22 protein-coding genes, 1 other RNA gene and 2 pseudogenes are annotated in these 26,826 nt (G+C 62.6%); 15 read left to right on the top strand and 10 right to left on the bottom strand.

Features of this window, described 5'->3' with window-relative positions; all coding sequences use genetic code 11:
• On the bottom strand, positions 1–485 hold a 485-nt coding region (locus tag K675_RS0127795; protein ID WP_017906734.1), incomplete at its 3' end, for a 2Fe-2S iron-sulfur cluster-binding protein.
• Positions 486–742: 257 nt separating this feature from the next.
• On the opposite strand from K675_RS0127795, the gene K675_RS0127790 reads away from it, so the two are divergent.
• The 4 genes from K675_RS0127790 to ligA all read left to right on the top strand — a co-directional run bounded on the left by K675_RS0127790 (position 743) and on the right by ligA (position 8,481).
• Positions 743–1,402, top strand: coding sequence for a GntR family transcriptional regulator (locus tag K675_RS0127790; protein ID WP_017906733.1), 660 nt, complete (start codon positions 743–745; stop codon positions 1,400–1,402).
• Positions 1,403–1,404: 2 nt separating this feature from the next.
• On the top strand, positions 1,405–4,893 hold the full coding sequence (smc, locus tag K675_RS0127785; protein WP_017906732.1) for a chromosome segregation protein SMC: 3,489 nt from the start codon (positions 1,405–1,407) through the stop codon (positions 4,891–4,893).
• Positions 4,894–5,144: 251 nt separating this feature from the next.
• Positions 5,145–6,008: a cell division protein ZipA gene (zipA, locus tag K675_RS0127780; protein WP_017906731.1), complete on the top strand. Its 864-nt coding sequence runs from the start codon at positions 5,145–5,147 to the stop codon at positions 6,006–6,008.
• 115 nt (positions 6,009–6,123) lie between these two features.
• Entirely contained in the window at positions 6,124–8,481 is a 2,358-nt protein-coding gene (gene ligA / locus K675_RS0127775; protein ID WP_017906730.1) for an NAD-dependent DNA ligase LigA, read from the top strand.
• Positions 8,482–8,610: 129 nt separating this feature from the next.
• On the opposite strand, the gene K675_RS0127770 is transcribed toward ligA, so the two are convergent.
• Positions 8,611–8,892, bottom strand: a complete 282-nt coding sequence (locus K675_RS0127770) for a type II toxin-antitoxin system YafQ family toxin (RefSeq protein WP_017906729.1) — start codon at positions 8,890–8,892, stop codon at positions 8,611–8,613.
• Positions 8,879–9,142 carry a type II toxin-antitoxin system RelB/DinJ family antitoxin gene (locus K675_RS0127765; RefSeq protein WP_017906728.1) on the bottom strand — a complete coding sequence of 88 codons (264 nt, stop codon included), beginning with the start codon at positions 9,140–9,142 and terminating at the stop codon, positions 8,879–8,881. The genes K675_RS0127770 and K675_RS0127765 overlap by 14 nt, the downstream gene beginning before the upstream one ends.
• 491 nt (positions 9,143–9,633) lie before the next feature.
• Between K675_RS0127765 and K675_RS0127760 the strand changes: the two genes are divergently transcribed.
• Both K675_RS0127760 and ffs read left to right on the top strand, forming a co-directional pair.
• Entirely contained in the window at positions 9,634–9,948 is a 315-nt protein-coding gene (locus tag K675_RS0127760) for a DUF6124 family protein (RefSeq protein WP_017906727.1), read from the top strand.
• 342 nt (positions 9,949–10,290) lie between these two features.
• Positions 10,291–10,387, top strand: an RNA gene (ffs, locus tag K675_RS32655) — signal recognition particle sRNA small type.
• Positions 10,388–10,530: 143 nt separating this feature from the next.
• Here ffs and K675_RS0127755 read toward each other — a convergent pair.
• The gene (locus tag K675_RS0127755; RefSeq protein ID WP_017906726.1) at positions 10,531–10,995 is read right to left on the bottom strand and encodes an Lrp/AsnC family transcriptional regulator; all 465 of its coding nucleotides are present in this window, start codon (positions 10,993–10,995) and stop codon (positions 10,531–10,533) included.
• Positions 10,996–11,182: 187 nt separating this feature from the next.
• Between K675_RS0127755 and K675_RS0127750 the strand changes: the two genes are divergently transcribed.
• Entirely contained in the window at positions 11,183–11,368 is a 186-nt protein-coding gene (locus K675_RS0127750; protein WP_017906725.1) for a type II toxin-antitoxin system Phd/YefM family antitoxin, read from the top strand.
• A complete protein-coding gene (locus K675_RS0127745; protein WP_017906724.1) occupies positions 11,355–11,984 on the top strand; it encodes a YitT family protein in 630 nt (209 codons plus the stop codon). Before K675_RS0127750 ends, K675_RS0127745 begins: the two co-directional genes overlap by 14 nt.
• A gap of 39 nt (positions 11,985–12,023) precedes the next feature.
• Here the strand turns inward: K675_RS0127745 and K675_RS0127740 are convergent, their stop codons facing one another.
• Positions 12,024–13,043 (bottom strand): GlxA family transcriptional regulator, encoded by a 1,020-nt coding sequence (locus K675_RS0127740; protein ID WP_017906723.1) that lies wholly within the window; start codon positions 13,041–13,043, stop codon positions 12,024–12,026.
• A 125-nt stretch (positions 13,044–13,168) separates the two neighbouring features.
• Between K675_RS0127740 and K675_RS0127735 the strand changes: the two genes are divergently transcribed.
• Genes K675_RS0127735 through K675_RS0127725 form a run of 3 tightly spaced genes read left to right on the top strand, consistent with a single transcriptional unit; the run spans position 13,169 to position 15,032 of the window.
• Positions 13,169–13,984: an alpha/beta fold hydrolase gene (locus tag K675_RS0127735; protein WP_017906722.1), complete on the top strand. Its 816-nt coding sequence runs from the start codon at positions 13,169–13,171 to the stop codon at positions 13,982–13,984.
• 44 nt (positions 13,985–14,028) lie between these two features.
• A complete protein-coding gene (locus K675_RS0127730) occupies positions 14,029–14,658 on the top strand; it encodes an FMN-dependent NADH-azoreductase (protein ID WP_017906721.1) in 630 nt (209 codons plus the stop codon).
• Positions 14,659–14,684: 26 nt separating this feature from the next.
• Positions 14,685–15,032, top strand: coding sequence for a YciI family protein (locus K675_RS0127725; RefSeq protein WP_017906720.1), 348 nt, complete (start codon positions 14,685–14,687; stop codon positions 15,030–15,032).
• Here the strand turns inward: K675_RS0127725 and K675_RS0127720 are convergent.
• Entirely contained in the window at positions 15,008–16,918 is a 1,911-nt protein-coding gene (locus K675_RS0127720) for an ATP-binding protein (RefSeq protein WP_026145590.1), read from the bottom strand. The two genes, K675_RS0127725 and K675_RS0127720, sit on opposite strands and share 25 nt — an antisense overlap.
• 298 nt (positions 16,919–17,216) lie before the next feature.
• Between K675_RS0127720 and K675_RS0127715 the strand changes: the two genes are divergently transcribed.
• A complete protein-coding gene (locus K675_RS0127715) occupies positions 17,217–19,007 on the top strand; it encodes a sensor domain-containing phosphodiesterase (RefSeq protein WP_017906718.1) in 1,791 nt (596 codons plus the stop codon).
• A 57-nt stretch (positions 19,008–19,064) separates the two neighbouring features.
• On the opposite strand, the pseudogene K675_RS34010 reads toward K675_RS0127715, so the two are convergent.
• From K675_RS34010 to K675_RS0127705, 3 genes and pseudogenes are all read right to left on the bottom strand, one after another.
• Positions 19,065–19,524, bottom strand: a pseudogene (locus K675_RS34010) (helix-turn-helix domain-containing protein).
• 253 nt (positions 19,525–19,777) lie between these two features.
• The gene (locus tag K675_RS0127710; protein ID WP_017906717.1) at positions 19,778–20,680 is read right to left on the bottom strand and encodes a DUF2167 domain-containing protein; all 903 of its coding nucleotides are present in this window, start codon (positions 20,678–20,680) and stop codon (positions 19,778–19,780) included.
• An 83-nt stretch (positions 20,681–20,763) separates the two neighbouring features.
• Positions 20,764–21,639: a LysR family transcriptional regulator gene (locus tag K675_RS0127705; protein ID WP_017906716.1), complete on the bottom strand. Its 876-nt coding sequence runs from the start codon at positions 21,637–21,639 to the stop codon at positions 20,764–20,766.
• 106 nt (positions 21,640–21,745) lie between these two features.
• Between K675_RS0127705 and K675_RS31490 the strand changes: the two are divergent.
• A pseudogene (locus tag K675_RS31490) lies at positions 21,746–22,727 on the top strand (DMT family transporter).
• 6 nt (positions 22,728–22,733) lie between these two features.
• Here K675_RS31490 and K675_RS0127695 read toward each other — a convergent pair.
• On the bottom strand, positions 22,734–23,048 hold the full coding sequence (locus K675_RS0127695; protein WP_026145589.1) for a helix-turn-helix domain-containing protein: 315 nt from the start codon (positions 23,046–23,048) through the stop codon (positions 22,734–22,736).
• 429 nt (positions 23,049–23,477) lie between these two features.
• On the opposite strand from K675_RS0127695, the gene K675_RS0127690 reads away from it, so the two are divergent.
• The gene (locus K675_RS0127690; protein WP_017906714.1) at positions 23,478–25,184 is read left to right on the top strand and encodes a putative bifunctional diguanylate cyclase/phosphodiesterase; all 1,707 of its coding nucleotides are present in this window, start codon (positions 23,478–23,480) and stop codon (positions 25,182–25,184) included.
• Between the two features lie 115 nt (positions 25,185–25,299).
• A partial coding sequence (gene dnaX, locus K675_RS0127685) for a DNA polymerase III subunit gamma/tau (RefSeq protein WP_037007318.1) occupies positions 25,300–26,826 on the top strand: 1,527 nt, incomplete at its 3' end.

Genomic DNA, 26,826 nt, shown 5'->3' with positions numbered 1-26,826 from the left:
AAGGCCCGTTCGGCGGCGGCGAGGATCGGCCGGTAGCCGGTGCAGCGGCAGAGGTTGCCGGCCAGGGCATCGTGGGCCTTGTGGTGGTCCGGCGCTTCACTGTTCTTCTGCAGGGCGAACAGCGACATGACGAAACCCGGTGTACAGAAGCCGCACTGCGAACCGTGGCAGTCGACCATGGCCTGTTGCACGCTGTGCAGTTGGCCCTGGTGCTTGAGGTCCTCGACGCTGATCAACTGCTTGCCGTGCAGCGCGGCGACGAAGGTCAGGCAGGAGTTGAGGCTGCGATAACGAATGCGCTCGGTGCCGGTTTCGTCGGTGTGCAGTTCGCCGACCACCACGGTGCAGGCCCCGCAGTCGCCACTGGCGCAACCTTCCTTGGTGCCGGGGCGGCCCAGATGTTCACGCAGGTAGTTGAGTACCGTCAGGTTCGGGTCCAGGCTGTGCTCGCTACGGAGCTCCTGGTTGAGAAGAAACTGGATCACGGAAGGCCTCGCAGACTCATTATTATTGTTGACCGTTGGGGCAGAATCTATGGCTGTCTGACTTTTTGGTCAACAAAAATCTGACCTTAAGGTCAAGTTTTTGCAAATGCCGATAGGGGCCGGCTCTTCATGAAAGTCTAGCTCCTGATGAAATGCGTATTTCGTGCCAAATTCCAGCCATTTGTCCCTGCGCCATCATGTAGCAATTGCGCTACACTGCGCCGCTTGCACTGACCAAAGATTTTTGAAGGAAAACCATGACGTTCAAGGCGCCGGACAGCCTCGCCGAGCAGATTGCTCACCACCTCGCCGAGCGCATCATCCGCGGCGAACTCAAACCCGGGGAGCGTATCCAGGAACAGAAGGTCACGCTGGCGCTCAATGTCAGCCGTGGCTCCGTGCGCGAAGCCCTGCTGATTCTCGAACGTCGCCACCTGATCGCGATCCTGCCGCGACGCGGCGCCCACGTGACCGAGCTGACCGCCCACAAGGTGCAGAGCCTGTGTACGCTGATGAGCGAGCTGTACATTCTGCTCGGCAACGCCGTCGCCCAGCGCTGGCAGGTGCAGGCCGACCTCGCGCCGTTCCTGCAGTTGCAGCAGCGCCTGACCGACAGCTACGAGCGCCAGGACATCCGCACCTTCGTCGAAGACAGCTTCAATGTGATGCGCGCCGCATACCCGTTCGCCGACAATCCGTACCTGCAGGAAACCGTCGAGAACCTGCAGCCGGCCATGAGCCGCGCCTATTACCTGGCGCTGGAGCGGCGCAAGGCGGAAATGAGCGAGTACCTGGAACTGTTCGCCCGCCTGCTCGCGGCGGTGCTGGCGCGTGATCTGCCGTTGATCCGTTCGGTGCTGGCCAGCTACGCCCAGCGCAGCTGTGACATCGTGCTGTCTGCCCTGGCGGTCGACTAAGCGTGCGGCTCAAGTGCATCAAGTTGGCGGGGTTCAAGTCCTTCGTCGACCCGACCACGGTGACCTTCCCCAGCAACATGGCGGCGGTGGTCGGCCCCAACGGTTGCGGCAAGTCGAACATCATCGACGCCGTCCGCTGGGTGATGGGCGAGAGCTCGGCGAAGAATCTGCGTGGCGAGTCGATGACCGACGTCATCTTCAACGGCTCCACCAGCCGCAAGCCGGTCAGCCAGGCGAGCATCGAGCTGGTGTTCGACAACTCCGATGGCACCCTGATCGGCGAGTATGCGGCCTATGCGGAGATTTCCATTCGCCGCAAGGTGACCCGCGACAGCCAGAACAGCTATTTCCTCAACGGCACCAAGTGCCGGCGCAAGGACATCACCGACATCTTCCTCGGCACCGGTCTGGGGCCGCGCAGTTACTCGATCATCGAGCAGGGGATGATCTCCAAGCTGATCGAGGCCAAGCCGGAAGACCTGCGCAACTTCATCGAGGAAGCGGCGGGGATCTCCAAGTACAAGGAGCGCCGGCGCGAAACGGAAAACCGTATCCGCCGTACCCACGAGAACCTGGCGCGCCTGACCGACCTGCGCGAAGAGCTCGAACGCCAGCTCGAACGGCTGCACCGCCAGGCCCAGGCCGCCGAGAAATACCAGGAATACAAGGCCGAGGAGCGCCAGCTCAAGGCCCAGCTGTCGGCCTTGCGCTGGCAGGCGCTGAACGACCAGGTCGGCCAGCGCGAGTCGATCATCGGCAACCAGGAAATCAGTTTCGAAGCCCTGGTGGCCGAACAGCGCAACGCCGATGCCAGCATCGAGCGCCTGCGCGACGGTCACCACGAGCTGTCGGAACGCTTCAACCAGGTGCAGGGGCGTTTCTACTCGGTGGGCGGCGATATCGCCCGGGTCGAGCAGAGCATACAGCACGGCCAGCAACGCTTGCGCCAGTTGCAGGACGACCTGCGCGAAGCCGAACGTTCACGGCTGGAAACCGAATCGCACCTGGGGCATGACCGCACCCTGCTGGCGACCCTCGGCGAAGAGCTGGCGATGCTTGAGCCCGAGCAGGAACTGACCAGTGCCGCCGCCGAAGAGGCCGCCGCCGCGCTGGAGGAGTCCGAAGCCACCATGCACGGTTGGCAGGAGCAGTGGGACGGCTTCAACCTGCGTTCTGCCGAGCCGCGGCGCCAGGCGGAAGTTCAGCAGTCGCGCATCCAGCAACTGGAAACGAGCATGGAGCGTCTGGGTGAGCGCCAGCGCCGCCTGGTCGAAGAACGCGCGTTGCTCGCGGCAGACCCGGAAGACGAGGCGATTCTCGAACTCACCGAGCAGTTGGCCGAGAGCGAACAGACCCTGGAAGACCTGCAGGCCAGCGAAGAGGGCCAGGTCGAGCGCCTGGAGCAACTGCGCCAGGAGTTGCACAAGGCCACCCTGGAGCAGCAACAGGCTCAGGGCGATCTGCAACGGCTGGTGGGCCGCCTGGCGTCCCTCGAAGCCCTGCAGCAGGCGGCACTCGATCCCGGCACCGGCACCGCCGAATGGCTGCGCGAACAGAACCTGGCCGAGCGCCCGCGTCTGGCGCAGGGGCTGAAGGTGCAGCCGGGTTGGGAGCTGGCGGTGGAAACCGTGCTCGGCGCCGACCTGCAGGCGGTGCTGGTGGACAACTTCGCCGGCCTCGATCTGGGCACTTTCCAGCAGGGCGACCTGCGCCTGCTCAGCCCGGTGGCGGACGGCATCCGCCTGGCTGGCAGCCTGCTGGAAAAGGTCGAAGCCGATATCGACCTGTCACCCTGGCTGGGCCAGGTCAAACCGGTCGACAGCCTGGAGCAGGCCCTGGCCCTGCGCGGGCAACTGAAGGCCGGCGAAAGCCTGATCAGCCGCGACGGTTATTGGGTCGGCCGGCATTTCCTGCGGGTGCGCCGCGCCAGCGAAGCGGAAAGCGGCGTGCTCGCCCGCGGGCAGGAAATCGAGCAGTTGCAGTTCGATCGCGAAGCCCTGGAAGAGACCCTGGCGACCCTCGAAACCCGGCTGCAAACCCTGCGCGCCACCCAGCGCCAGCAGGAAACCGGTCGTGAACATTTGCGCCGGCTGCTGCAGGACGAAGCCCGCCAGCAGGGCGAGCTGAAAGCCAAGCTGTCCGCCGCCAGGGCCAAGGTCGAGCAGTTGCAACTGCGTCGTACCCGGCTCGATGAAGAAGTGCAAGAGCTGGCCGCGCAGCGCGCCCAGGAACACGAGGAAACCGGCGAGGCCCGCCTGCAACTGCAGGAAGCCCTCGACGCGATGGCGGTGGATGCCGAGCAGCGCGAACTGCTGCTGGCCGAGCGTGACAGCCTGCGTGAGCGCCTCGACCGGGTGCGCCAGGAAGCCCGCCAGCACAAGGACCATGCCCACCAGTTGGCGGTCCGCCTGGGCTCGCTGAAGGCCCAGCACGATTCCACCCGCCAGGCCCTTGAGCGCCTGGAGCTGCAATCCGAACGCCTGACGGAAAAACGCGAGCAGTTGAGCCTGAACCTGGAGGAGGGCGAAGCCCCGCTCGAGGAACTGCGTCTCAAGCTCGAAGAATTGCTCGACCGGCGCATGAGCGTCGATGTCGAACTCAAGACCGCGCAACTGGCCCTGGAAGATGCCGACCGCGAGCTGCGCGACGCCGAGAAGCGGCGCAGCCAGGCCGAGCAGCAGGCCCAGCTGATTCGTGGCCAACTGGAACAGCAACGCATGGAATGGCAGGCCCTGACGGTGCGTCGCAAGGCCCTGCAGGACCAGTTGCTGGAAGACGGCTACGACTTGCACGGGGTGCTCGCCACCCTGGTCGCCGGGGCCAGCGAGAAGGACGCCGAGGAAGAGCTCGAGCGCATCGCCGGGCGTATCCAGCGTCTGGGCGCGATCAACCTCGCGGCCATCGACGAATATCGGCAACAATCGGAGCGTAAACGTTACCTGGACGCGCAGGACGCCGACCTGGTCGAAGCCCTGGAAACCCTGGAAAACGTCATTCGCAAGATCGACAAGGAAACCCGCAATCGCTTCAAGGACACCTTCGATCAGATCAACGGTGGCCTGCAGGCTTTGTTTCCAAAAGTGTTTGGCGGCGGCAGTGCCTATCTGGACCTGACCGGCGACGACCTGCTCGATACCGGCGTGACCATCATGGCGCGGCCCCCGGGGAAAAAGAACAGCACCATTCATTTGTTGTCCGGTGGCGAGAAGGCATTGACCGCATTGGCCCTGGTGTTCTCCATCTTCAAGTTGAACCCGGCACCGTTCTGTATGCTCGACGAAGTTGATGCACCGCTGGATGACGCTAACGTTGGACGTTATGCCCGGCTGGTCAAGGAGATGTCGGAGTCGGTGCAATTCATCTATATCACCCACAACAAGATCGCCATGGAAATGGCCGATCAACTGATGGGGGTCACGATGCACGAACCCGGCTGTTCGCGGCTGGTGGCGGTGGATGTCGAGGAAGCCATGGCCATGGTCGACGCCTGAGGAGGGCAACGGATTCAAGGCGCAAGGTGCTTTCCTCAGGCCTTGCGGGAACTCGCACCGATCCTTGGGGACTTATTAATGCATACCCTGTACGACAGACGGTGTAAAGTTACCTTTGGTCGTGTTAATTTAATGTCCAATTTTCTTGTGCGTGGGAAAAAATGCCTGTCAGAACATAGAGTTGGCACCACGCTTTAAAGGGTTTTCCGCCCTTTCTTCATAGAACCATTATTTTAGAGGCACGGGATTACATGGAAATCGGTCTGCGCGAGTGGCTGATCGTCATCGGCATCATTGTCATCGCCGGTATTCTTTTCGATGGCTGGCGCCGGATGCGCGGTGGCAAGGGCAAGCTCAAGTTTCGTCTGGACCGCAGCTTCTCGAACCTGCCGGACGACGACTCCAATCCTGAACTGCTGGGCCCGGCCCGCGTGCTGGAAACCCACAAGGAGCCCGAGCTGGATGAGCATGACCTGCCTTCGGTGAGCATGCCGGCGCGCGAGCCGCGGGAGAAACCGTCCAAGCGTGGCAAGCGTGCCAGCGAGCCGACTCAGGGCGACCTGAACCTGAATCTTGACCTGGAAGAGGAAGGCCCGGGTTTCAACAGCCGGGACGATTTCGTCGATGACCACAAGCCGGCTGCGCGCCAGGAAAAGGAGCGTCACGACAAGGACCAGCCAGCGGCCGAGGAAGTGTTGGTGATCAGTGTGATCAGCCGCGACCCGAACGGCTTCAAGGGCCCGGCCCTGCTGCAGAACATCCTGGAAAGCGGCCTGCGTTTCGGCGAGATGGACATTTTTCACCGCCACGAAAGCATGGCTGGCAACGGCGAAGTGCTGTTCTCCATGGCCAACGCGGTCAAGCCGGGCGTGTTCGACCTCGACGACATCGACCACTTCACCACCCCGGCGGTGAGCTTCTTCCTCGGCCTGCCAGGCCCGCGTTATCCGAAGCAGGCTTTCGACGTGATGGTGGCCGCGGCGCGCAAGCTGTCCCAGGAACTCAACGGCGAGCTCAAGGATGACCAGCGCAGCGTGCTGACCGCCCAGACCATCGAGCACTACCGCCAGCGCATCGTCGAATTCGAACGCCGCGCGCTGACCCAGAAGCGCTGATTAGCGATTCTCCCGAGTGGGCTTGCTGACGTATTCGCGGGCAAGCCCAACCGCCGAAACCGCACTAACATATTGAGCAGCCCCGGCTGCTCTTTTGCTTTCCGAGAGACCCTCCATGACTGCCGCCCAGACCCGTATTCTAGAGCTGCGTGCTGAACTGGATCAGCACAACTACCGCTATCATGTGCTCGACGAACCGAGCATCCCGGACGCCGAATACGACCGTCTGTACCACGAGCTCAAGGCCCTGGAGGCCGAACACCCGGAACTGGTCACCGCCGACTCGCCGACCCAGCGTGTCGGTAGCGCCGCGCTGACCGCGTTCACCCAGGTCCGTCATGAAATCCCGATGCTGAGCCTGGGCAACGCCTTCGAAGAAGTCGACATGCGCGAATTCGATCGCCGGGTCAACGAAGGTCTCGATCTGCCGGCCGGCGACCTGTTCGGGGGCGGCGCCGCCGTCGAATACAGCTGCGAACCGAAGCTCGACGGCCTGGCGGTCAGCCTGCTGTACCAGGACGGCCTGCTGGTGCGCGGTGCCACCCGTGGCGACGGCACCACCGGCGAAGACATCAGTGTCAACGTGCGCACCGTGCGCAATATCCCGCTCAAGCTGCAGGGCACCGGCTGGCCGGCGATCCTCGAAGTGCGTGGCGAAGTGTTCATGTCCAAGGCCGGCTTCGAACGCCTCAACGCCGCGCAGGCGGAGGCGGGCGGCAAGACCTTCGCCAACCCGCGCAACGCTGCGGCGGGTAGTCTGCGCCAGCTCGATTCGAAGATCACCGCCAGCCGTCCACTGGAGTTCTGCTGCTATGGCCTGGGCCAGGTGTCTCACGACATCGCCGACAGTCACATCGGCAACCTGCAGCAACTCAGGGCCTGGGGCATGCCGATCAGTCACGAGCTGAAACTGGCCAAAGGCATCGACGAGTGTCTGGACTACTACCGCGCCATCGGCGAGCGCCGCAATGCGCTGCCCTATGAAATCGACGGCGTGGTGTTCAAGGTCAACAGCCTGGCCTCCCAGCGCGAGCTGGGCTTCCGCGCCCGCGAGCCACGCTGGGCGATCGCCCACAAGTTCCCGGCCATGGAAGAACTCACCGAACTGCTCGACGTCGAATTCCAGGTCGGTCGTACCGGTGCGGTCACTCCGGTGGCTCGCCTGAAACCGGTCAAGGTGGCCGGCGTCACGGTCTCCAACGCCACCTTGCACAACATGGACGAAGTGGCGCGCCTGGGCTTGATGATCGGCGACACCGTGATCATCCGCCGCGCCGGCGACGTGATCCCGCAAGTCGTCCAGGTGGTCACCGAGCGCCGCCCGGAAAGCGCCCGTGCGGTACAGATTCCCGAGAGCTGCCCGGTGTGCGGCTCCCACGTCGAGCGCACCCAACTGATCAAGCGCAGCAAGGGTCGCGAAACCGTCAGCGAAGGCGCGGTGTACCGCTGCGTCGGCCGCCTGGCGTGCGGCGCGCAGCTCAAGCAGGCGATCATCCACTTCGTCTCCCGTCGCGCGATGGACATCGAAGGCCTGGGCGACAAGACCATCGAGCAATTGGTGGATGAAAAACTGATCGCCTCGCCGGCCGACCTCTACACCCTCAAGCGCGAAGACATCGTCGACCTCGAAGGCTTTGCCGAACTGTCGACCAGCAACCTGCTGCAAGCCATCGCCGACAGTAAGCAGCCGAGCCTGGCGCGTTTCATCTATGCCCTGGGCATCCCTGACGTGGGCGAGGAAACCGCCAAGGTTCTGGCCCGCTCCCTGGGCTCGCTGGAGCGGGTCATGCAGGCATTGCCGTCAGTGCTGACCTACCTGCCGGACATCGGCCTGGAAGTGGCCCACGAGATCCACAGCTTCTTCGAAGACGAGCACAACCGCACCGTCATTGCACAACTGCTCGAACGCGGCCTGGTGCTGCAGGACCAGGCCGAACTGGGCGCTGAATTCGCCGCCAGCACCACCCTGGGTGGGTTGATCGCCAAGCTGGATATCAGTTCGGTAGGGCCGACCGCAGCGGAAAAACTGGCGGCCAAGTTCGGTTCGGTCGAAGGCATCATCAACGCCGACTGGCTGGACCTGCGCCAGGCGCTGAATGAAAAGCCGGCGAAGGCCGTACGGGAGTTCTTCGACGTGCCGGGCAATGCTGAGCGGGCGCTGGTGATCGAGGTGCAGTTGCGCGACTTCGGCATGCACTGGCAGAGTGAGAAAAAGACCGTCGAAGGCTTACCGCTGACCGGCCAGACCTGGGTCCTGACGGGGTCGCTGGAGCTGATGAGCCGTGACGTCGCCAAGGACAAGCTGGAAAGGCTGGGCGCCAAGGTGGCGGGCTCCGTGTCGGCCAAGACCCACTGCGTGGTCGCCGGTCCCGGTGCCGGCTCCAAGCTGACCAAGGCCAACGAGCTGGGCCTCAAGGTGCTCGACGAAGAAGCCTTCGTCGCCTTCCTGAAAACCCATGGTATCCAAGCCTGACACCGAACCTGTAGGAGCGTGGCTTGCCCGCGAAGAACGATAACGCGACCCCCATGAAGGATTGCGATGCTCTATCGCTCCGCGGGCAAGCCAGAGGCTGGAACGTGGGTTCCCGCTGATGGAATTTTCCTAGAAACCAAGCTCACTATGTGAGCCAAGGCGCACGAGTTGCAGGACTTCAGGGTTCGGCTTGCGATAAATCATCACCAGATCTGGTTTGACGTGGCAGTCTCTGAAGGTTCTCCAATCGCCAGTCAGCGCATGGTCCCGGTGTTTTTCGGGCAATGGCTGATCATCCGCCAGTGCCGTTATGAGGGACATCAGATCGCCCTGTAGAGATTCTCGGTGCCGGCCCTTGGTTTCACGTTTGTAATCGCGCTTGAACTGCCTTGCGTACTCAATCTTCCGCATTCAGGTCAGCCATCAGATCCTCTACGGAATCGAAGGCTTTCAGGCCGCCTTGGCGTGTTTCCTTCATGGCCTCAAGGGTGGTCGCATTCGGCACCAATGGCTCAAATGGCAGTGCTTTTTCATGGGCGATGCGGGTCATCATCATACGGAAGGCATCAGAGACGGTCAGACCCATGGCGGCCAGGACAAGAGTCGCTTCCTCTTTGATGTGTTCATCAATGCGGGCTCGTACGACTGCATTTGAGGGCATGGTCGGATTCTCCAGGCTAGTGGGCCACATTGTAGCCCAGCTACTCATCTGGTTGGACGGTGCTAAATTCGACATCGATGGTTCTCCGGGGAATGCTCGGAAGCCAGGGTGGCTGGCCGGTCATTTGAGTATTTATCCCGATCCCAGGAAACGCATTGCAGAAAGATCTCTTTAACTTGCGTGAAGTTTCCTAGAAAATCCCAACCCGTTGCGCCTGTTCCGGCCGGGTACTAGTCTGCGTCTTGTCACCGCCAAATCGGTGATACGGACGTGCAAGTCCGGACCGCAAGATCAGGCGTACTGTTCCTCCTGTACCTTCAGGCATCCTCATGTTTGAGGTTCGTGTCATGGCGGCTGTACGTGGGAGATCTTCGGGATCTGCCGGGTTTCCTATCTTGCCCCGGTCTTGCACACCTGCGTATGGCTGCCACCCTAAATCGCGTGCAAGCGGGCGGGTGATGGCTCCAAACCATCAAGGTAGGAATAGCGCCATGTTCAAGATCACCCCCAATCCCCCAACCGAAGACCTGTCATCCCCCGCCGGCCAATGCGCCGTCGACCGAGCGTTCGCTCACTACGAACTCTCTTCCTTGATCAATCGTCACCCACGCCGCGAATCGCCGAACCCCGAAGACGCCCTGATCCAGATCCACGAAATCCTCCAGTCGGCTTCTGCGACCGCCTACGAATGCGTGGACCACTTGCAAGGCACCACCCGCAAACTGGCCCTGGCCGTCGTGCACCTGGTCGACCTGGCCCAGACCCACGTCGACGGACTGCTGGATGCAAAACACATAACCACCTGACCCCATGGCGGGGAGCAAGGCTTGAAGGCCTGTTCGCGGGCAAGCCACGCTCCCACAGGATGCGCAATCTCCTGTGGGAGCCGGCTTGCTGGCGATCCGCCAACGGCGGCCATCCAGCACCCTGGGCGGCGCCAACGAAACCGCCATCGCCAGCAAGCCGGCTCCCACGGTGCAGCAGCGTTCCGGCCATTTGCATCCTCCCTGTGCCGCCAGGGGCCCGAGCCCTGCGCAGACAAGTACTTGACCCCCATCGAATTTTTACGCCACCTGGCGGTTGTAACTTCTCGTTATCCAGGTACAATGGCGCGGCTCGCTGCCAGGCGAGTGTTGTCATGGTGACCCCATCGGTCCCCCCGCAACGATTACCCGTTAACCTGGTCAGGCCCGGAAGGGAGCAGCCACAGCGGGAACATTGTGTGCCGGGGTGTGGCTGGTGGGGTTGCCTCCATTCTGTAAGTCTTTTTCAAGACTTTGTCGTGAAAATCTCGAGATGTGATGTTGTCAGGCCGACTGATCGTGTCATTTCACTCCATCTGAATTTTTGAAAAGATCAGCAACCCCCTCGCTGCTGACCCTTGCCCCTTAAAGCGGCACACTCGCCGCCTTGAGCTGCCGCAACACAAAACTCGACACCGAATGCCGCAGCCCTGGAATCTTGTAGAGTTTCTCCCGTAGCAGCCGCTCATAGTCGCGGGTGTCTTTCACTGCCAGGCGCAGGAAGTAGTCGTATTCCCCCGACACCAGGTAAGCCTCGATGACCTCGGGAATGTCGGCCAGCGCCTGCTCGAACTTGTCCAGTTGTTCGTCGCTGTGGTGCTCCAGCGTGACCATGACGATCAGGCCGTCGCGATAGCCAAGCTCGGTCATGTCGATGCGCGCCTGGTAGCCCTGGATGACCCCGGCGTCTTCCATCCGCTTGATCCGCTGCCAGCAGGGGCTCGACGACAGGCCGACCTGCTTGCCGATGTCCTGCAGGCTGGCCCGGCCGTCCTTGCTAAGCACCCGCAGAATGCGCCGGTCCATGTCGTCCAGATTATTTTTTTGCATATCATGAGTTCTGTGAAAGGGTTTTTCGCATCCTAGCGTTTTTGCCACAAAATACGAAAGCACTTTCCGCGTCTTGAAGTCCAGACTAAGCATCCAGCCATACAACCCATGCGGGGCGTAGCGGGGCCGTCGGTGCAATCCACCAGGCTCGGCACAGAGGGCTGCTATCCCAAAAGGAAACGACGACATGCAGCAAGTCAAATACGGCGTGAACGACGCGCAGGCCAGCCTCGAATTCATCCTCGAACAGGTCACTCACGGCACCGAGGTGGTCATCGTGCGCCACGGCATCGAGATCGCCCGGATCACGCCGGTCGAAGGGCTCGCCAATCACGGTATCACCCCGATGAGTGTCCCTTATGAGCTGCGCTGACGACCTGGCCGGGCTGACGGCCCCGTACCCTCGCCATAGTCTGCTGGACGACGCCTATGGCCTGTTCATCGGGATTGCCTTTGCCGCCACCGGTATCGCCATCCTGGGCAAGAGCGGGCTGATTACCGGCGGCATCGCCGGCATGGCGCTGTTGGGCTCGTTCATCAGTGCCTACACACCGTCGGTGTTGGTTCCGGCGATCAATATTCCCTTCCTGCTGTTCGCGCTGTTCACCATGGGCCGGGCGTTCACGCTCAAGAGCGTGCTGGTCAGCTTCGCCCTGGGCCTGGGGGTCAGCCTGGTCAGCCCGCTGCTGAGTGCGACGGGCATCAATCCCGATATCGGCTGTGTTCTGGGCGGAACGTTTCTCGGGATGGGCATCCTCTGCCTGGCCCGGCACAACGCCTCGATGGGCGGGACCGGGTCGGTGGTGCTATGGGCTCAGCGCAGGTTTTCGATCAATGCCGGTGTCGCGCAATTGACCTGCGATGCCGTGCTGTTCATCGTGGCGAGCCTCTATCTGCCCTTCGGGAAAATGGCCTGGTCGTTGCTGGGCACCGTGGCGATGAACGCGATCCTGATCATCTGGCACAAGCCCGGGCGTTACCGGGGCTGAATCGCGCAGGCCCAGGACGGGCCTCTTGAAGCGGGAGGCTTATCGGCTAGCCGTGCCGGTATTTCGCCCGCTCAACCAGCGCCGATAGTCCGCCGGTGTCATCCCCGTCTGTTGGCTGAACGCCCGCCTGAACGCCGTCTCCTCGCTGTAGCCGCATTTGGCCGCCACCTGCTTCACGCTCGCCCCCGGCGTCTCCAGCAGCACGCATGCCGTTTCGATCCTGACGCGGGTGATAAAGGCCTTCGGCGACTCGTTGCTCAGTTCCTTCAGTCGTCGATGCAGGGTTCTTTCGCTGAGGTTCAACGCGCCGGCCAGGCCTTCGGCGGTCACCCCCGGGTTGATGTGGCGGATGATCTGCTCGGCTTGCAGCAGCAAGGGATCGGCCGCGTTGACAAAGCCTCGCGGCGCGTAGATCACCTGGGGCAGCGGCAGGCTGTCGGCCACCGAAATGTCAGCGGCCAACTTGGCCACTTCGGTCCCGGCCTGGCGGCGGATCACGTGCAGCGCCAGGTCGACCCAGGACAGCGGGCCACCGGTGGTGATGATGCCATCCTGTTCTTCCACCGCGGTGCCCCAGACTGTTTGCGCCTTGGGGTAGCGCTGCTTGAACACGTGGTGCAACCACCAGGTGGTGGTGCAGCGTCGGCCATCCAGCAAGCCGGCTTCGCCCAGCACGAAGGTTCCGGCGCAGGCGCCACCTATCAGTACGCCGCTTGCATGGCGCCGCTTTATCCAGGCCGCCGCCTGGCGGATCGAGTTGGTCAGCGGCGGTGACTTGTCCGGCCCCAGGGCCATGCCGGTGACGAGTGCGACGTCGCACGGGCCCAGCTCATGGAAGGAGCCCTCGACCGGAATCAACCGCCCCTGAGGATCGCGCAGCGGCTTGCCCTCGGCACTGACGATGATGGTTTCGAAACCGAGCGCCGTCGCGTCGGGCAGGCCCGGTGCCATGCCTGGCGGCGGCGTGCGCAAGGCCTGCTGGGTGATCCAGAACAGGTCGGCCAGGCCGGTAATAGCCGATAGCAGACTGCCTTCTACGGCCACGATCGCAATGCGCACGGGAACGCTTCCTGGGTGAGTGGCGAAGTGGCGAGTTTTGCATGAAACCTGTCTGGTTTGCCATCTGCCGCCGCCGCCGGGGCGTCGATAGACTGGCTTCCATCAACGGATCAAGGCACTTCGGCATGAGTTTGTTCAGCGTTTCACATCACTCCACTGCGCTCCAGGCCTTCAAGTGGCTGGGGCGGCTGGCGACAGCGGTCGGGCTGGCGATGCTCTTTGGCGGCACCCAGGCCAATGCCGCGCCCACTCCGGGGGGCGTGCGCAATATCGTGCTGGTGCACGGCGCCTTCGCCGATGGCTCCAGCTGGTCGCAGGTCATCCCCCGGTTGCAGGCCATGGGTTACCACGTCACGGCGGTGCAGAACCCTCTGACTTCGTTGGCCGACGATGTCACGGCCACCGTACGCGTGTTGCGGCGGCAGAAGGGCGACGTGCTGCTGGTGGGGCATTCCTGGGCTGGCGCGGTGATTACCCAGGCAGGCAATGCCAACAATGTGAAGGGACTGGTCTATCTCTCCGCGCTGGTGCCCGACAGCGGCGAGTCGGTGGCGGACCTGCTCGAAAGGCTCAAGGCGCCCATGGACGGTCTTGTGCCGGATGCCGAGGGGCTGATCTGGCTGGACGATCCCCAGGTGTTCCATCAGCTGATGGCCGCCGACCTGCCGCTGAAAAAGGCGCAGGTATTGGCCGCGATCCAGCAACCGATCGCCGCCGCGAGCTTTGCCGGGAAGATCCGGCATGCAGCCTGGCACGACAAGCCGAGCTGGTACCTGCAGACGAAAAATGACCAGGCCCTGCGCCCGGATGTGCAACAGGCCATCGCCCAATGGATCGGGGCCCAGGTCATTTCAATCGATTCCAGCCATCTGTCATTGCTCTCCCATCCTGATGAGGTGGCCAGGTTGATCGATCGAGCGGCGAGGGAGGCCGGGCAGTGACCCGTTTCAGACTTGATAACCCAACCGATGAACGCGAGGTTTGTATGAACATTCTGCATATCGATTCCAGCATCCTGGGCAACGGTTCCGTGACACGGGACCTGTCCGCCGCCGTTGTGGCGCAACTGCGGGCCCGCCATTCCGAGGCTCACGTCACCTACCGCGACCTGGCCGAAAACGCAATCAGCCACCTGAGCGGTGCCATCGCCGCAGGCTTCCGCCAGCCGGGCGGCGGCGACTGGGACGAGGCCACCGTGCGCGAGCATCAGGTTTCCGAAACGCTGGTCACCGAATTCCTGCACAGTGACCTGTTGGTGATTGGCGCGCCGATGTACAACTTCTCGGTGTCGAGCCAGTTGAAAGCCTGGCTGGACCGTATCGCCCAGGTGGGCCGGACCTTCAAGTACACGGAAAACGGCCCGGTGGGCCTGTCGGGCGGCAAGCGCGTGATCGTGGTCTCGGCCCGTGGCGGTTTTTATGCGCAGAGCCCCTTTGCCCATATGGATTTCCAGGAGAACTACCTCAAGGCGTTCTTCGGTTTCCTGGGGATCAACGATGTGCGGTTCGTTCGCGCCGAAGGGGCCTCGAAAGGCGAACAGGTCCGGCAACAGGGCATCGACCAGGCCAGGGTGGCGATTGCCGATGTGCTGCACGGTTTTCCGGTTTCTGCCTGACTCCACGTCCGAATGAGGATCACACCATGATGTTTGCCATTACGCTGAGTTATATCCGTCCCCTGGAGCAGGTCAAGGTTCACCTGGAGGCCCACAAGGCATGGCTGGTCCGGTTCATCGAGGCGGGCAGCATCCTGTTTGCCGGGCCCCTGCAGCAGGGCGGCGGTTTTATCCTCGCGCAGGGAGAGCGGCTTGGCGATATCGAGTTGATGCTGACCGAGGATCCCTTCGTGGTTGAGCAACTGGTGACGTTCGAGATCCAGTGTTGCGAGCCGGCGATCCGCTCCAGCGGTTTTCCCGAACGGTGGGCGCGAGGGGCAAAGGCTATCGGCGACCGCTCGCCGGATGTTCAGCCTGTGGAAAGCAGTTTCTGAACCCGCTCCTTGAGTTCCCTGACCGTGAAGGGTTTGAGCAGCAGTTCGGTCTGGCCGTTTTTCAAGCCGATCGTGGTCAAGGTGTCTTCGGTGAAACCGGAAATGAACAGCACCTTCAGCGTCGGTCGTACGTTCAGTGCGGCCAGGGCCAGTTCATCGCCACTCATGCCTCCCGGCAGGCCGATGTCGGTAATCAGCAATTCCATGTCAGGCAGTTGCTCCAACTGCTCAAGGGCCTCCAGGCCGGTTGAGGCCTGGGCGGTTTCGCAGCCCAGCTCCTGGAGTGCTTCGCTGATGAGGTCGCGAATGACGACTTCATCATCGACCACCAACACGGGGCCGCATGAGAGGGCGGCCGTGTCTGCGGAGTCAGGGGCGGTCATGGCGTCGGTGGCGACCTGCGAGCTGTCATGGATCGGCAGAAACAGGGTGACCGTGGTGCCTTTGCCCACCGTCGATGTGATTTGCGCGTCTCCGGACGCTTGTTGGGCGAAGCCGTGTACCATCGACAGGCCCAGGCCGGTGCCGGAACCCAGCGGTTTGGTGGTGAAAAAGGGGTCGAACACGCGTTCAAGGATGCTCGCAGGCATGCCGGCGCCGGTATCCGACACGCGGATACGTGCATAATCGCCCGCGCCCAGCGTCGCGCTGGCCTGTGTCGGTTCGATTCGGCACCGGCTGACCTCGATCCGCAACTGACCGCTATGGGGCATGGCGTCCCGTGCATTGATGCACAGGTTCAATATCGCGTTCTCCAATTGATGGGCGTCGCAAAAGCACAGGAGGGCATCCTGTGGCGTTGACACCTCCAGCTTGATGCGCGGTGTCAGTGTGCGGCTGATCAGCTCTTTCATACCCTGAACCAGCGACGCCGGGTCGACCACGCTACTGGCCAAGGTGTGGCGGCGGGAGTAGGCCAGCAGGCGGTGGGTCAGGGAGGCGGCTCGGTCCGAGGCATTGCGGGCCAGTCCGATGTAGCGCAGCAGGTCTTCCTGTCGACCTTGGGCGACGTGCTGTTCAAGCCTGTCGAGGCTGCCGGTGATCACGGTGAGCAGATTGTTGAAGTCGTGCGCCAAGCCGCCCGTCAGTTGGCCCACGGCCTCCATCTTCTGGCTTTGCTGCAATTGCGACCTGACCTGCTCGAAGGCGTCCTGGCGCTCCCTGAACAGCGTGATGTCTCGGGCAACGGCGAAGTAATGTCCCTGGCTGCGGGCGATCCGCCAGTTCAGGTGCAGCGGCTGGCCATTGCTGCGCGCGCCTTGCGTATTGAGTTCGGTGATCGGTCGTTCGCTCAGGTTGCGCAGGGCATCCGACAACTGCGAAGGGGAGATGAAGGTGAAAAACGCGCCATCCTTGAGTGCCTGTTCAGCGTGCCCGGTTTCAGCTTGCCAGGCCGGATTCACCGCCAGTAATTCACCCTCCGCGGACAACACGCTGATCAGGTCGGGGGACACATTCCAGATGCCGTCGCGCTCCAGGGTGCGCCGCTCGACCTCCTGTTCAAGGCGCTCATTCACATGGGAGAGAGCATTCAGGCTTTGCCGGAACAATGCGCAGACCACCGCCATGGCGAAGGAGACCAGGCCGAAACTCGCGCTGTTGATCCAGGTGGTCAGGTCCTGGTGGAAACCGATCGGGCCGATGAAAAAATACTGGGCGGTCAGTACCGCCAGCACGCATCCGAGGACTGACGGCCCAATGCCGAACCAGAAGCCTATGAACATCAGGCCGGGTATGAAAAACAGGTAGGGCAGGGCTGTGGCTGGAAGTTGCGCGCGTATCGCACAGCACAGCGCGACGACCAGGATAGCCCCCACATATCGGGCTGGCACGCCTGGCTGGGCACGAGCCAAACGGCTTACGAGTTCGAGCCTCCGGGACAACATGCTGATAAGTGTGGCTCCATGCGACTTGATCCGACATCTCGGACACGTAACGGGCGATCATCGCCAACCGTAGGAAGAATAACGGCTCTGTCTGGCTTCGCACGAAGATATCGACATACGGAGAACCGACTTTATTTCGCTTGACGCAAGCGCTCGCTGGCCAAGAGCTGCTGTCTGGCAGGTTGGTGGTCAAGTTCAATGGTTCGACGTGCCAATCATGAATAAACTGGCATGAAGTAACAGTGGCAGCGCCACGTGATAACTCCACCTGCAGTACCGTCAATAGGTCAACGTGAACATGAGCAATCTCATCTCCCAGGAAGAAGAACTGGCTCGCCTGGTCGACGTGGATCGTTTGACCGCAGACCTTGAAAGCGGGTCGGACCCGGTGCTCAACAGTGTCGTCGCGATAGTCTCCGCCTATTTCGGGGTGCCGATCGCGCTGGTCAGTATCATTGAGCGCGACTATCAGGTGTTCAAGGCCCGTGTGGGCCTGGAGCCGGAACGCACTCCGCGGGAAATGTCCTTCTGTGCCCATAACCTCGAAGTCGAGGCTGTACTGGAAGTGTGCGACCCTCGCGGCGACCCCTGTTTCTCAAGCAATCCCCTGGTCACGGGCGCCCCGTTCATACGGTATTACGCTGGCGCACCCCTGATGATCAGGCCGGGGCTGAGCGTGGGAAGACTCTGTATCATCGATCAGCAATCGCGCTCCCCGATGGACGAGCAGGGCCGTGCCTTGCTGCGCAACGCGGCCAACGTGGTGGTGGCGCGCCTGGAATCGCTTCATCAGGAGCATTTCTACGACCCGATGACGGGCTTGCCCAACCGGCAGCGCTTCGAGGCGGACATTCTCAAGCGGGCTGCGGGGGAGGATCGGGTCGCGATCCTGGTCGAACCGCTTTCCGCGTCCGGAATGGACAGGCTGGTCAAGGCATTGGGGCTGGAGTTCTTCGCCACCTTCATGCTGGCCGTCAAGGAGTTGCTGCTGGATGCGTTGCCAGAAGGCGCCCGTCTCTATCGCTCGGGCACGCTGGGCTTTGTCATGCTCCACGAACCTTCACCGGCGCTCTCATTGCAAAGCCTGCTCGACGACATGGTCGCTGCGTTCAGCCATCCCCTGTCCATTGCGAATGTGCCGGTTTTCGCCGATGTGGGCATCAGCGTTCTCAAGCTTGATCGTGACACCCTGGCGCCCATGGATATCCTGCGCCTGATGGCCAGCATTACCGATGCGGCACGCCTGAGTGAGCAACGCTGGCTCGATTACGACCCGCTGATCGATGCGAGCCTGCGTCGCAGTACGGCGTTGCTCAATGCCATCGAGGCGGCACTGATCGCGAAGGACCAGTTCAGGCTGGTGTACCAGCCACGGGTTGACCTGGCCAGCAATCGTTGCGCGTCGGTCGAAGCCCTGTTGCGCTGGACGCACCCGACGCTGGGGGAAATCGGTCCTGCCGAATTCATTCCCCTGGCTGAAACCACGGCTTCCATACGCCACATTACCCGCTGGGTGGTTCGACGCGTCTGCGAGCAGTTATCGCAGTGGCGCAGCCAGGGCCTGGTCATGACGGCATCCCTGAACGTTTCGGCCCTGGACCTGACGGACGGAAGGCTGCTGGACGAGCTGACCGGCGCCCTGCATGAGTTCAATGTGGCGCCGCAGTACATCGAACTTGAATTCACCGAAAGCGTTCTGGTGACGGATTTCGAGACGGTGCGAGCTCAATTGCAACGGTTCCGCGACCTGGGCGTGGCGATCGGCATCGACGACTTCGGCAGCGGCTACAGCAACTGGGCCTACCTGCGGCAGATCCCGGCCACCAGCGTGAAGCTGGACCGGTCGCTGCTGGCCGACCTCCAGCCGGGTAACAATGAATGGCACATCATCCGTGGCCTGATCAGCCTGGTGCGGGATCTGCGCTTGACGGTGGTGGCCGAGGGCATTGAAACCGACCTGCATTACCACTTGTTGCGCGGCTGGGGCTGTCATCAGGGGCAGGGTTACTACTTCGCCAAGCCCCTGTCTCCGGCCGACCTCGTGACCTGGCTGGACAAAGGCATGGACTTTGGCGCCGCAGGAGAATGATATCGGCGTGCTCTCACGCCGATATCGGGTGGGGCTGGCTAGGTTTTAACCCGGTGTTTAAATCGCTGCCCGAAACTCCCTCGGCGATAACCCGTAATGTTTGCGAAAACGCACTGCAAAACGTGACGCCGAGGCATACCCGCCGGCCGCCGCAATTTCGCCCATCGGTCTCGGCGTGGTCTGCAGCCAGGGCAAAGCCATGCCCAGCCGAACGTTTTCCAGGATGTTGCTGAAACTGTCGTCCTCGTTCGCCAGTTGGCGGCGCAAGGTCGAGGCGCCCAGGTGAAGGCGCTTGAGTTGTTGATCGCCAATTCACGCCCTGCCGGCAGCAGGATCAGGTGTTTCGAACCCACTCGCGCCTGCCGATCGTCCCAGCTCATCAGCTTTTCCCCTGGCGAATCCGGCACGGGGTGGTGACGAAGACCGGCACCCGTTGCAGCGCATGGGGCTGGCGGGCCTGGATCACGCTGGTGCCGAGGCGGCTTTCGCGATGCCGGGGGCCGGCAGGTGCGTTCATGTGTGGCAGTGAGGGTGGCCTTGCCCAAGGCGTTGGCGTTGAGGATGTAGCCCACCAGGGCGCCGCTGGATTGTGCGTCGACCGGCAGTTTATCCGTCTTCAAGGCCCAGACAGTGAACTGATAGCGGTGGGCTTGTCACCGGGTGGTGGGCAGGCGCCGCCCAAGCCCGGCTGACCATCGACGGCGGCGTCTGCAAAACCACTATCGCCAGCAAGCCCGGCTCCTACAGGGGAGGCGGGCCTGCCGGGCGGATCACTTGCGCTTGAACAGCTTGCCGAGGAAGCCGGCGATGGCCACCAGGCCCAGGATGATGAACTTCTTGAACGCCAGCAGGGCTACGCCGATCTTGGCGAACAGGCCGGCCTTGGCGGCAATGCCACCCGCGACCAGCGCCGCCAGGCCGTAGGGCGCCAGCTTGTCGGTCTTGGCGTCGTAGTCGGCATAGCGGTTGCCGTCGGTGAAGTTGGTGAAGGCGAGGATCTTCGGCGTTTCCTGCTTGATGGTCTGCAGGTCGGCCATGGCCGCCACGGCGTTGAGTTCCAGCACACCCTCGCGACCCAGTACGCGGATGCTGTAGTTCAGGGTGGTCTGGTCGGCGTCGTCGGCCTTCAGTTCGCGGGCCCAGTACATCTTGTGGGTGGCCTGGTCGTAGCTCGGTGGCTCGGCCCAGCCCAGCAGTTGCAGGCCGGCGTAACCCTGCTTGCGACGCTCCTTGTTGTCTTCCTCGTCTTCGGCCTGCATCTGCTTGAGCAGTTCGGCGTAGTCGATCTTGGCTGCGTCATCGTCGGAAATGTGGCCATCGTTCTTGTAGCTGATGATCACGCCCCAGCCGTTGTCCGCCAACGGGCTGACCGCCGTGGGGATGATCATGCCCAGGGTCTTGTGGCCGGGCGGGTTGCCCCAGGCTTCGGTCAGCAGGCGCTCGGTGTCGTCCGGCGACAGGTAGTAGAACTCGTTGTTGAGTTGCAGGGCGGCGATACCGCCGGGCAGGGTGATGGTGCCGTGCTGCTGCTTGAGGGTGGCGAGCCACTGTTCGGCGGTCTGGTGCGGTTGTTCGCTGGCGGTTGGCGCAGGCGCGGGGGTGTTGGCGGCAATGGCGGGCAAAGTGGTTGCGCTGAGCAACACGGCCACCAACAACTGGCGCAGGTGTTTCATCGTAGTCCCTTACATTTTGAATTAATTTAGCCCCGCAGGATAACCGAAAGGACTGGTCAATCGCCAGATTGTCGTGCCTGCGCTTACTGTGGCTGGGGCTCCAGACGTTCATGCAGCAGCCGGGCGAAGGCCTCGCGGGCCGGGTGCCGGGTGGTTTCCCTGTGCCAGATGAAGCTGTTCTGTACGGGTGTCAGCTCATCGAAACGGTAGGTCGCCAGCCCCGTCGATTGTTCGAAACGGCGCAGGATGCCTTCCGGCACCAGCGACACGCCGGCTCCGGCACTCACGCAGCCGATGATGGTGCCCCAACTGCCATAGCTGGCGATCGGTGGATTGCGGTCGTGCTCCTGCACCCAGTTCTTCAGGGCGGCGCGATAGGGGCAGCCGTTCGGCCACATGATCAGGGTTCGGCCCAGCAGGTCGTGGGCGTTGTGGATCGGTGCGCTGTCGGCCGCGCTGATCAGTACCAGATTTTCTCGGTAGAGTGCGGCGGTGGCGATTTTCGGATGATGGACGTCGACGGCTACCAGGGCGCCATCGAGCCGGCGCTGGCGCACGTCCTCCATCAATTGCGTCCAGGTGCCGGTGATCAGTTCCAGGCTGACTTCGGGGTAGGCCCGGTGGTACTCGGCGAGCAGGGCGGGCAGGTGCACGGTCGCACAGGACTCGATGGCACCGATGCGCAAGGTGCCGGAGGGGCGGGTGTTGGCGTCGACGGCACGCTTGGCTTCGTCCACCAGGTCGAGGATCTTCGCGCAGTATTCCAGGAAGATCTGCCCGGCCGGGCTGATGCTCAGGCCGCGCCCGGCACGGACGAACAGTTCGGTGCCCAGCTCGCCTTCCAGTTGCTTGATGCGCGTGGTGATGTTGGACGGCACGCAATGCAGCCGTTGGGCGGCAAGGGCGATGCTGCCGGTTTCGGCCACCGCTTTCACCATGCGCATTTGCGCCAGTTCCATGATTCACTCCCGGTGAATTCTCGTCTCAATATTCGTCAATTGTGCTGATCGCCAGGCCGCTCAAGACTGGGCACATTCCCTAGATCATCTTGGATGTCGCCCTGCCGTGAAAGCCCTGCCTTCGATAAAAGTTTCCCTTGCCACCGCCTCGGTCATTCTCTGCTGGGCCTATTCGCCGACCGGTATCCATATCGGCCTGGAAAACTACAGCCCGGGGCACCTGGCCCTGCTGCGTTTCCTGATCGCATCGGTGTTCATGGCCGGGGTGGCGCTGGTGAAGGGCATTGCCTTGCCGCGCCTGTGCGATCTGCCGTGGCTGTTCGTGCTGGGTTTTTTCGCGATTTTCCTGCATCACGTCAGTATCAATTATGGCCAGCAATGGGTCACGCCTGGGGCGGGCAGTGTGTTGGCCCAGTCGACGCCGTTGTTCAGTACGCTGATCGCCTGCTTCTGGCTCAGGGAGTCGGTGAGCGGCTGGCGCTGGCTGGGCGTGCTTGTCGGGTTCGTCGGGGTGCTGGTGGTGATCTGGGGCGATCACGGCATTGGCACGTTCAATCCCCAGGGCTTCCTGATCGTGTTGGCGGCGCTGTCCTGGAGCATCTATTTCGTCTTGCAGAAACACTACGCCCATCACTACAGCGGGTTGACCACGGCGTGCTATATGGTCTGGGCCGGGACGCTGCTGCTGTGCGTCTATCTGCCGGGGCTGGGGACGGCGGTGACACAGGCATCGTTGCGGGTGAATGTCGCGGTGCTGGTGCTGGGAATCTTTCCCAGCGCCCTGGCCTACCTGGCCTGGGGCTATGTGCTGACGCATTCGGCGGTCAGCCGTTCAGCGGTCGCGCTGTATCTGATTCCGCCGGTGGCGATCGTGATGGCGGCGCTGGTGCTGGGGGTTGGCGTGTCGCCGATGGTGCTGTTGGGGGGGGGCGATTGTGCTGGGGAGTGTGCTGGGGTTGCAGTGGGAAGGCCGCGGTGGGGTTGCGATTCGCGGGCAAGCCCGCTCCCACGGGGGCGGTGTTGCTCACGGGGTGGGTGCCGAGGCGCTTGTGCCTCAGGTCCGGCCCCGTGGGGCGGACCTGAAGTGAGGTGATTCAGGGCTTGGACAAGGCGAGATCGACCGCGGCGATCAGTTTTCCCAGGTCCTTTGAGGGGGCTTTGTGAATGACGCCGAACAGGTAGGCACGCTGCTCGTCCTCGTCGCCCATATCCGCGAAAAACACCTTCAGTTTTACCCCCAGCACATCGGCGAACAGAAACAGGGCTTCCACGCTGGGGGTGTAGCTGCCGGTTTCGAAGCGGCTGATGGTTTTGGGGTCAAAACCGGTTCTCTCGCCAAGTTCAGCCTGAGTCAGCCCCGCTACCTTGCGATAGCGTCTAATGGCCATACCCAAACTTGAAATTTCCATCGCTCAATTCCCATTTAGAATCAAGAACTTAACGATAAATCTTTGCATTAGGCAACACCATGATTCATCACCTTCTATTGCATAATGTGATGTAATTCGTAGAATCGGTGGATCAGACAGATTTTTGGTGGTCGTATTTCAGGTGGCCGTTTTGCAAGTCGGGAAATCCAGGTATTTCCCCGAACTGCATGCCACGAACGCCAAACCGAGCCTTCGGGTGTCTATTTTGCGGGTTCCAGCGGTCCATGCTTCGATCTGCTGACAACCTCGGTTTAACTCTAGTTGATCTTCGTCGAAGTTCTGCCGAACAGCCTGCGCTGCCCTGTTGTAGGGCGGGCTCGGCCGTGTTGGCGAACGGGTGCTTGTCTCTGCGGGGGCGCAGGCCCTGATCGATCGGTTCAACCGGTAACTGCCCAAGTGAACTGACTCATGGACGAGACGTACCGCAAGGTAGTGGATGCAGCTGCGATTTTCTCCGAGACGGACCTGAACGGACGGATCACCTACGTCAACGAGCCGTTCTGTGCGATTTCCGGCTACAGTCGCGAGGAACTGCTGGGGCAGAACCACCGCATGCTCAATTCCGGCTTTCATCCGAGTGAATTCTTTGACGACATGTGGCGCACCCTGAGCCGTGGGCAGGTGTGGAAGGGCGAGGTGTGCAACCGTGCCAAGGATGGCTCGCTGTTCTGGCTCGACAGTACCATGGTGCCGCTGCTGGATGAGATGACGGGGCAGGTGCGCCGGTACATGTCGATCCGCTTCGATGTCAGTGAAAAGCAGCGTCTGCTGCAGACCTTGCAGTGGCGGGTCGGCCATGACGTGCTGACCGGTCTGCCCAACCGGGCCTTTCTCTCCGAACTGTTGAACCAGGCTCTGGACTACGCCCGGCGCGAGCGGATTCCGCTGGCGGTGTGCATGCTCGATCTCGATGGCTTCAAGGCGGTCAACGACAGTTACGGGCATGCCTGCGGCGATGCCTTGCTGGTGGAAGTCGCCGCGCGGTTGCGCGGGATCATGCGGGGCGAGGATGTGGTGGCGCGCCTGGCCGGCGATGAGTTCGTGCTGATCCTGCGCTACGTGCACGACAGCCAGGCGTTGCGCGCCGCCTTGCAGCGGGTGCTGTGGGCGATCTCGGCGCCTTATTCGATTCGCGGACAGGAAATTCACGTCTATGCCAGTATCGGCGTGACCCTGTTCCCGGAGGACGACGAAGATGCCGACACCCTGCTGCGCCACGCCGACCAGGCCATGTACATGGCCAAGCAGGGCGGACGCAACCGCTTTCACCTGTTCGATGTGTCGCTGGATCAGGAGATCAGGGCCACCTACCAGACCGTCGAACTGATACGCCAGGCCCTGGCAGCCGATGAACTGCGGCTGGTCTATCAACCCAAGGTCAACCTGCGCACCGGCCAGGTGCTCGGCTTCGAGGCGCTGGTGTGTTGGCAGAACCCGCAACGCGGTCTGCTCGACGCCCATGAGTTCCTGCCGCCGGTGGCGCAGACGGATGTGGTCGGCGAGATCGGCGAGTGGGTCATCGACGGTGTCCTGGCGCAGATTCAGGCCTGGCGACGGGCGGGCTACAACTGGCCGGTCAGCCTGAACATCGCGGCGCGGCACTTCCAGCGCGCGGATTTCGTTGCGCGGCTGCAGGCGTTGCTGAGCCGTTATGCCGAGGTGCCGGCGCAGATGCTGGACCTGGAAATCGTCGAATCGGTGGCCATCGAGAACATCCAGCGGGTGAGCCAATGCCTGCAGGCCTGTCAGGCGCTGGGTGTGCGCTTTTCCCTGGATGATTTCGGAACCGGCTATTCGTCCCTGAGCTACCTCAAGCGCCTGCCGACCCAGACCATCAAGATCGATCGTTCCTTCGTTCGCGACATTCTCCACGACCAGGATGACCTGGCCCTGACCACGGCAATCATCGGCCTGGCCCGGGCGTTTGGGCGTGAGGTGATCGCCGAGGGGCTGGAGACTGCCGAGCAGGGGCAGTTGCTGATCAGCCTGGGGTGTGACGTGGCGCAGGGCGAGTTCATTGCCCGGCCCATGGCGGCGCGGGAGGTACCAGGCTGGGTAGCGGCGTTCGTTCCCTCGCCGCTATGGCGGGACACTCCGGGCACGCTCCCTATATAGTCGCCAGGCTGGGCCGGCGGGTCGTTCTCGGACTTGGAGCAGCACGCCGGATGCAATTTTGCCCCTGCTCCGCTAGCATTAGCGGTCTTCCGCTTTCCAGATGCGACGGTTATCGATGAGTTATCAGGTTCTTGCACGTAAATGGCGTCCGCGCTCGTTCCGCGAAATGGTCGGCCAGACCCATGTGCTCAAGGCGCTGATCAATGCTCTGGACAGCCAGCGACTGCACCATGCCTATCTGTTCACCGGTACCCGCGGGGTGGGCAAGACCACCATCGCGCGAATCATCGCCAAGTGCCTGAACTGCGAGACCGGCATCACATCCTCCCCCTGTGGGACATGCTCGGTGTGCCGCGAGATCGATGAAGGGCGCTTCGTCGACCTGATCGAGATCGACGCCGCGAGCCGCACCAAGGTCGAGGATACCCGCGAGTTGCTGGACAACGTGCAGTACGCACCGAGCCGTGGGCGCTTCAAGGTCTACCTGATCGACGAAGTGCACATGCTTTCCAGCCATTCGTTCAACGCCTTGCTGAAAACCCTGGAAGAGCCGCCACCCTACGTCAAGTTCATCCTGGCGACCACCGATCCGCAGAAACTTCCGGCAACGATTTTGTCGCGCTGCCTGCAGTTCTCCCTGAAGAACATGACCCCGGAGCGGGTGGTCGAGCATTTGACCCATGTACTCGGGGTCGAGAACGTGCCGTTCGAGGACGACGCCCTGTGGTTGCTCGGGCGCGCGGCCGACGGTTCGATGCGCGACGCCATGAGCCTGACCGACCAGGCCATCGCCTTCGGTGAAGGCAAGGTCCTGGCCAGCGATGTGCGGGCGATGCTCGGCACGCTGGACCATGGCCAGGTCTACGATGTGCTGCATGCGCTGATCGACGGCGACGCCAAGGCGCTGCTCGAAGCTGTGCGCCACCTGGCCGAACAGGGGCCGGACTGGAACGGCGTGCTTTCGGAAATCCTCAATGTGCTGCACCGCGTGGCGATCGCCCAGGCGCTGCCCGAGGGGGTCGACAACGGCCATGGCGACCGCGACCGGGTGCTGGCCCTGGCCCAGGCGCTGCCGGCCGAAGACGTGCAGTTCTACTATCAGATGGGCCTGATCGGTCGGCGTGACCTGCCGCTGGCGCCGGATCCGCGGGGCGGTTTCGAGATGGTCCTGCTGCGCATGCTCGCGTTCCGTCCGGCCGACAGCGCCGCGGCACCCAGGCAGCCACTAAAGCCAGTGGGGATCAGCCAGGCCACAGTTGATTCCGCGAGCGAGGTGGCGGGGCCGGCCGCCGCTGCCGCGCCGGTAGCGGCAACCGTGGCCCGGGTGGCCGAAGCGCCGGCCGCCGCGGTTGTGCCACCTGTTGCGCAGGCGTCAGCCCCGGCTCCCGTCGTCGAGGCTGTGCCCGAGCCGGTTGCCAGGATGACTCCCGCGCCCGCGCCCGAACCCGAGCCGGTTGCACCGGCAGTCGAGGAAATCGACCTGCCGTGGAACGAGCCTGTCCAGGCCGTGCCCCGGGAATCGACGCCAGAGCCCGTGGTCGAGCCCGAGCCGGAAGCTGTTGTCGAGCAGCCAGCCCCGGTGCCGCCAGCGGCGCCTGAGAATTTCGTGTCGGCTGCTCCCGAATGGGCGGCCGCACCTGTC

The sequence above is a fragment of the Pseudomonas fuscovaginae SE-1 genome (assembly GCF_000364705.1).
Taxonomy (GTDB): Bacteria; Pseudomonadota; Gammaproteobacteria; order Pseudomonadales; family Pseudomonadaceae; genus Aquipseudomonas; species Aquipseudomonas fuscovaginae_A.
This window is presented reverse-complemented; position numbering and strand designations above follow the sequence as displayed.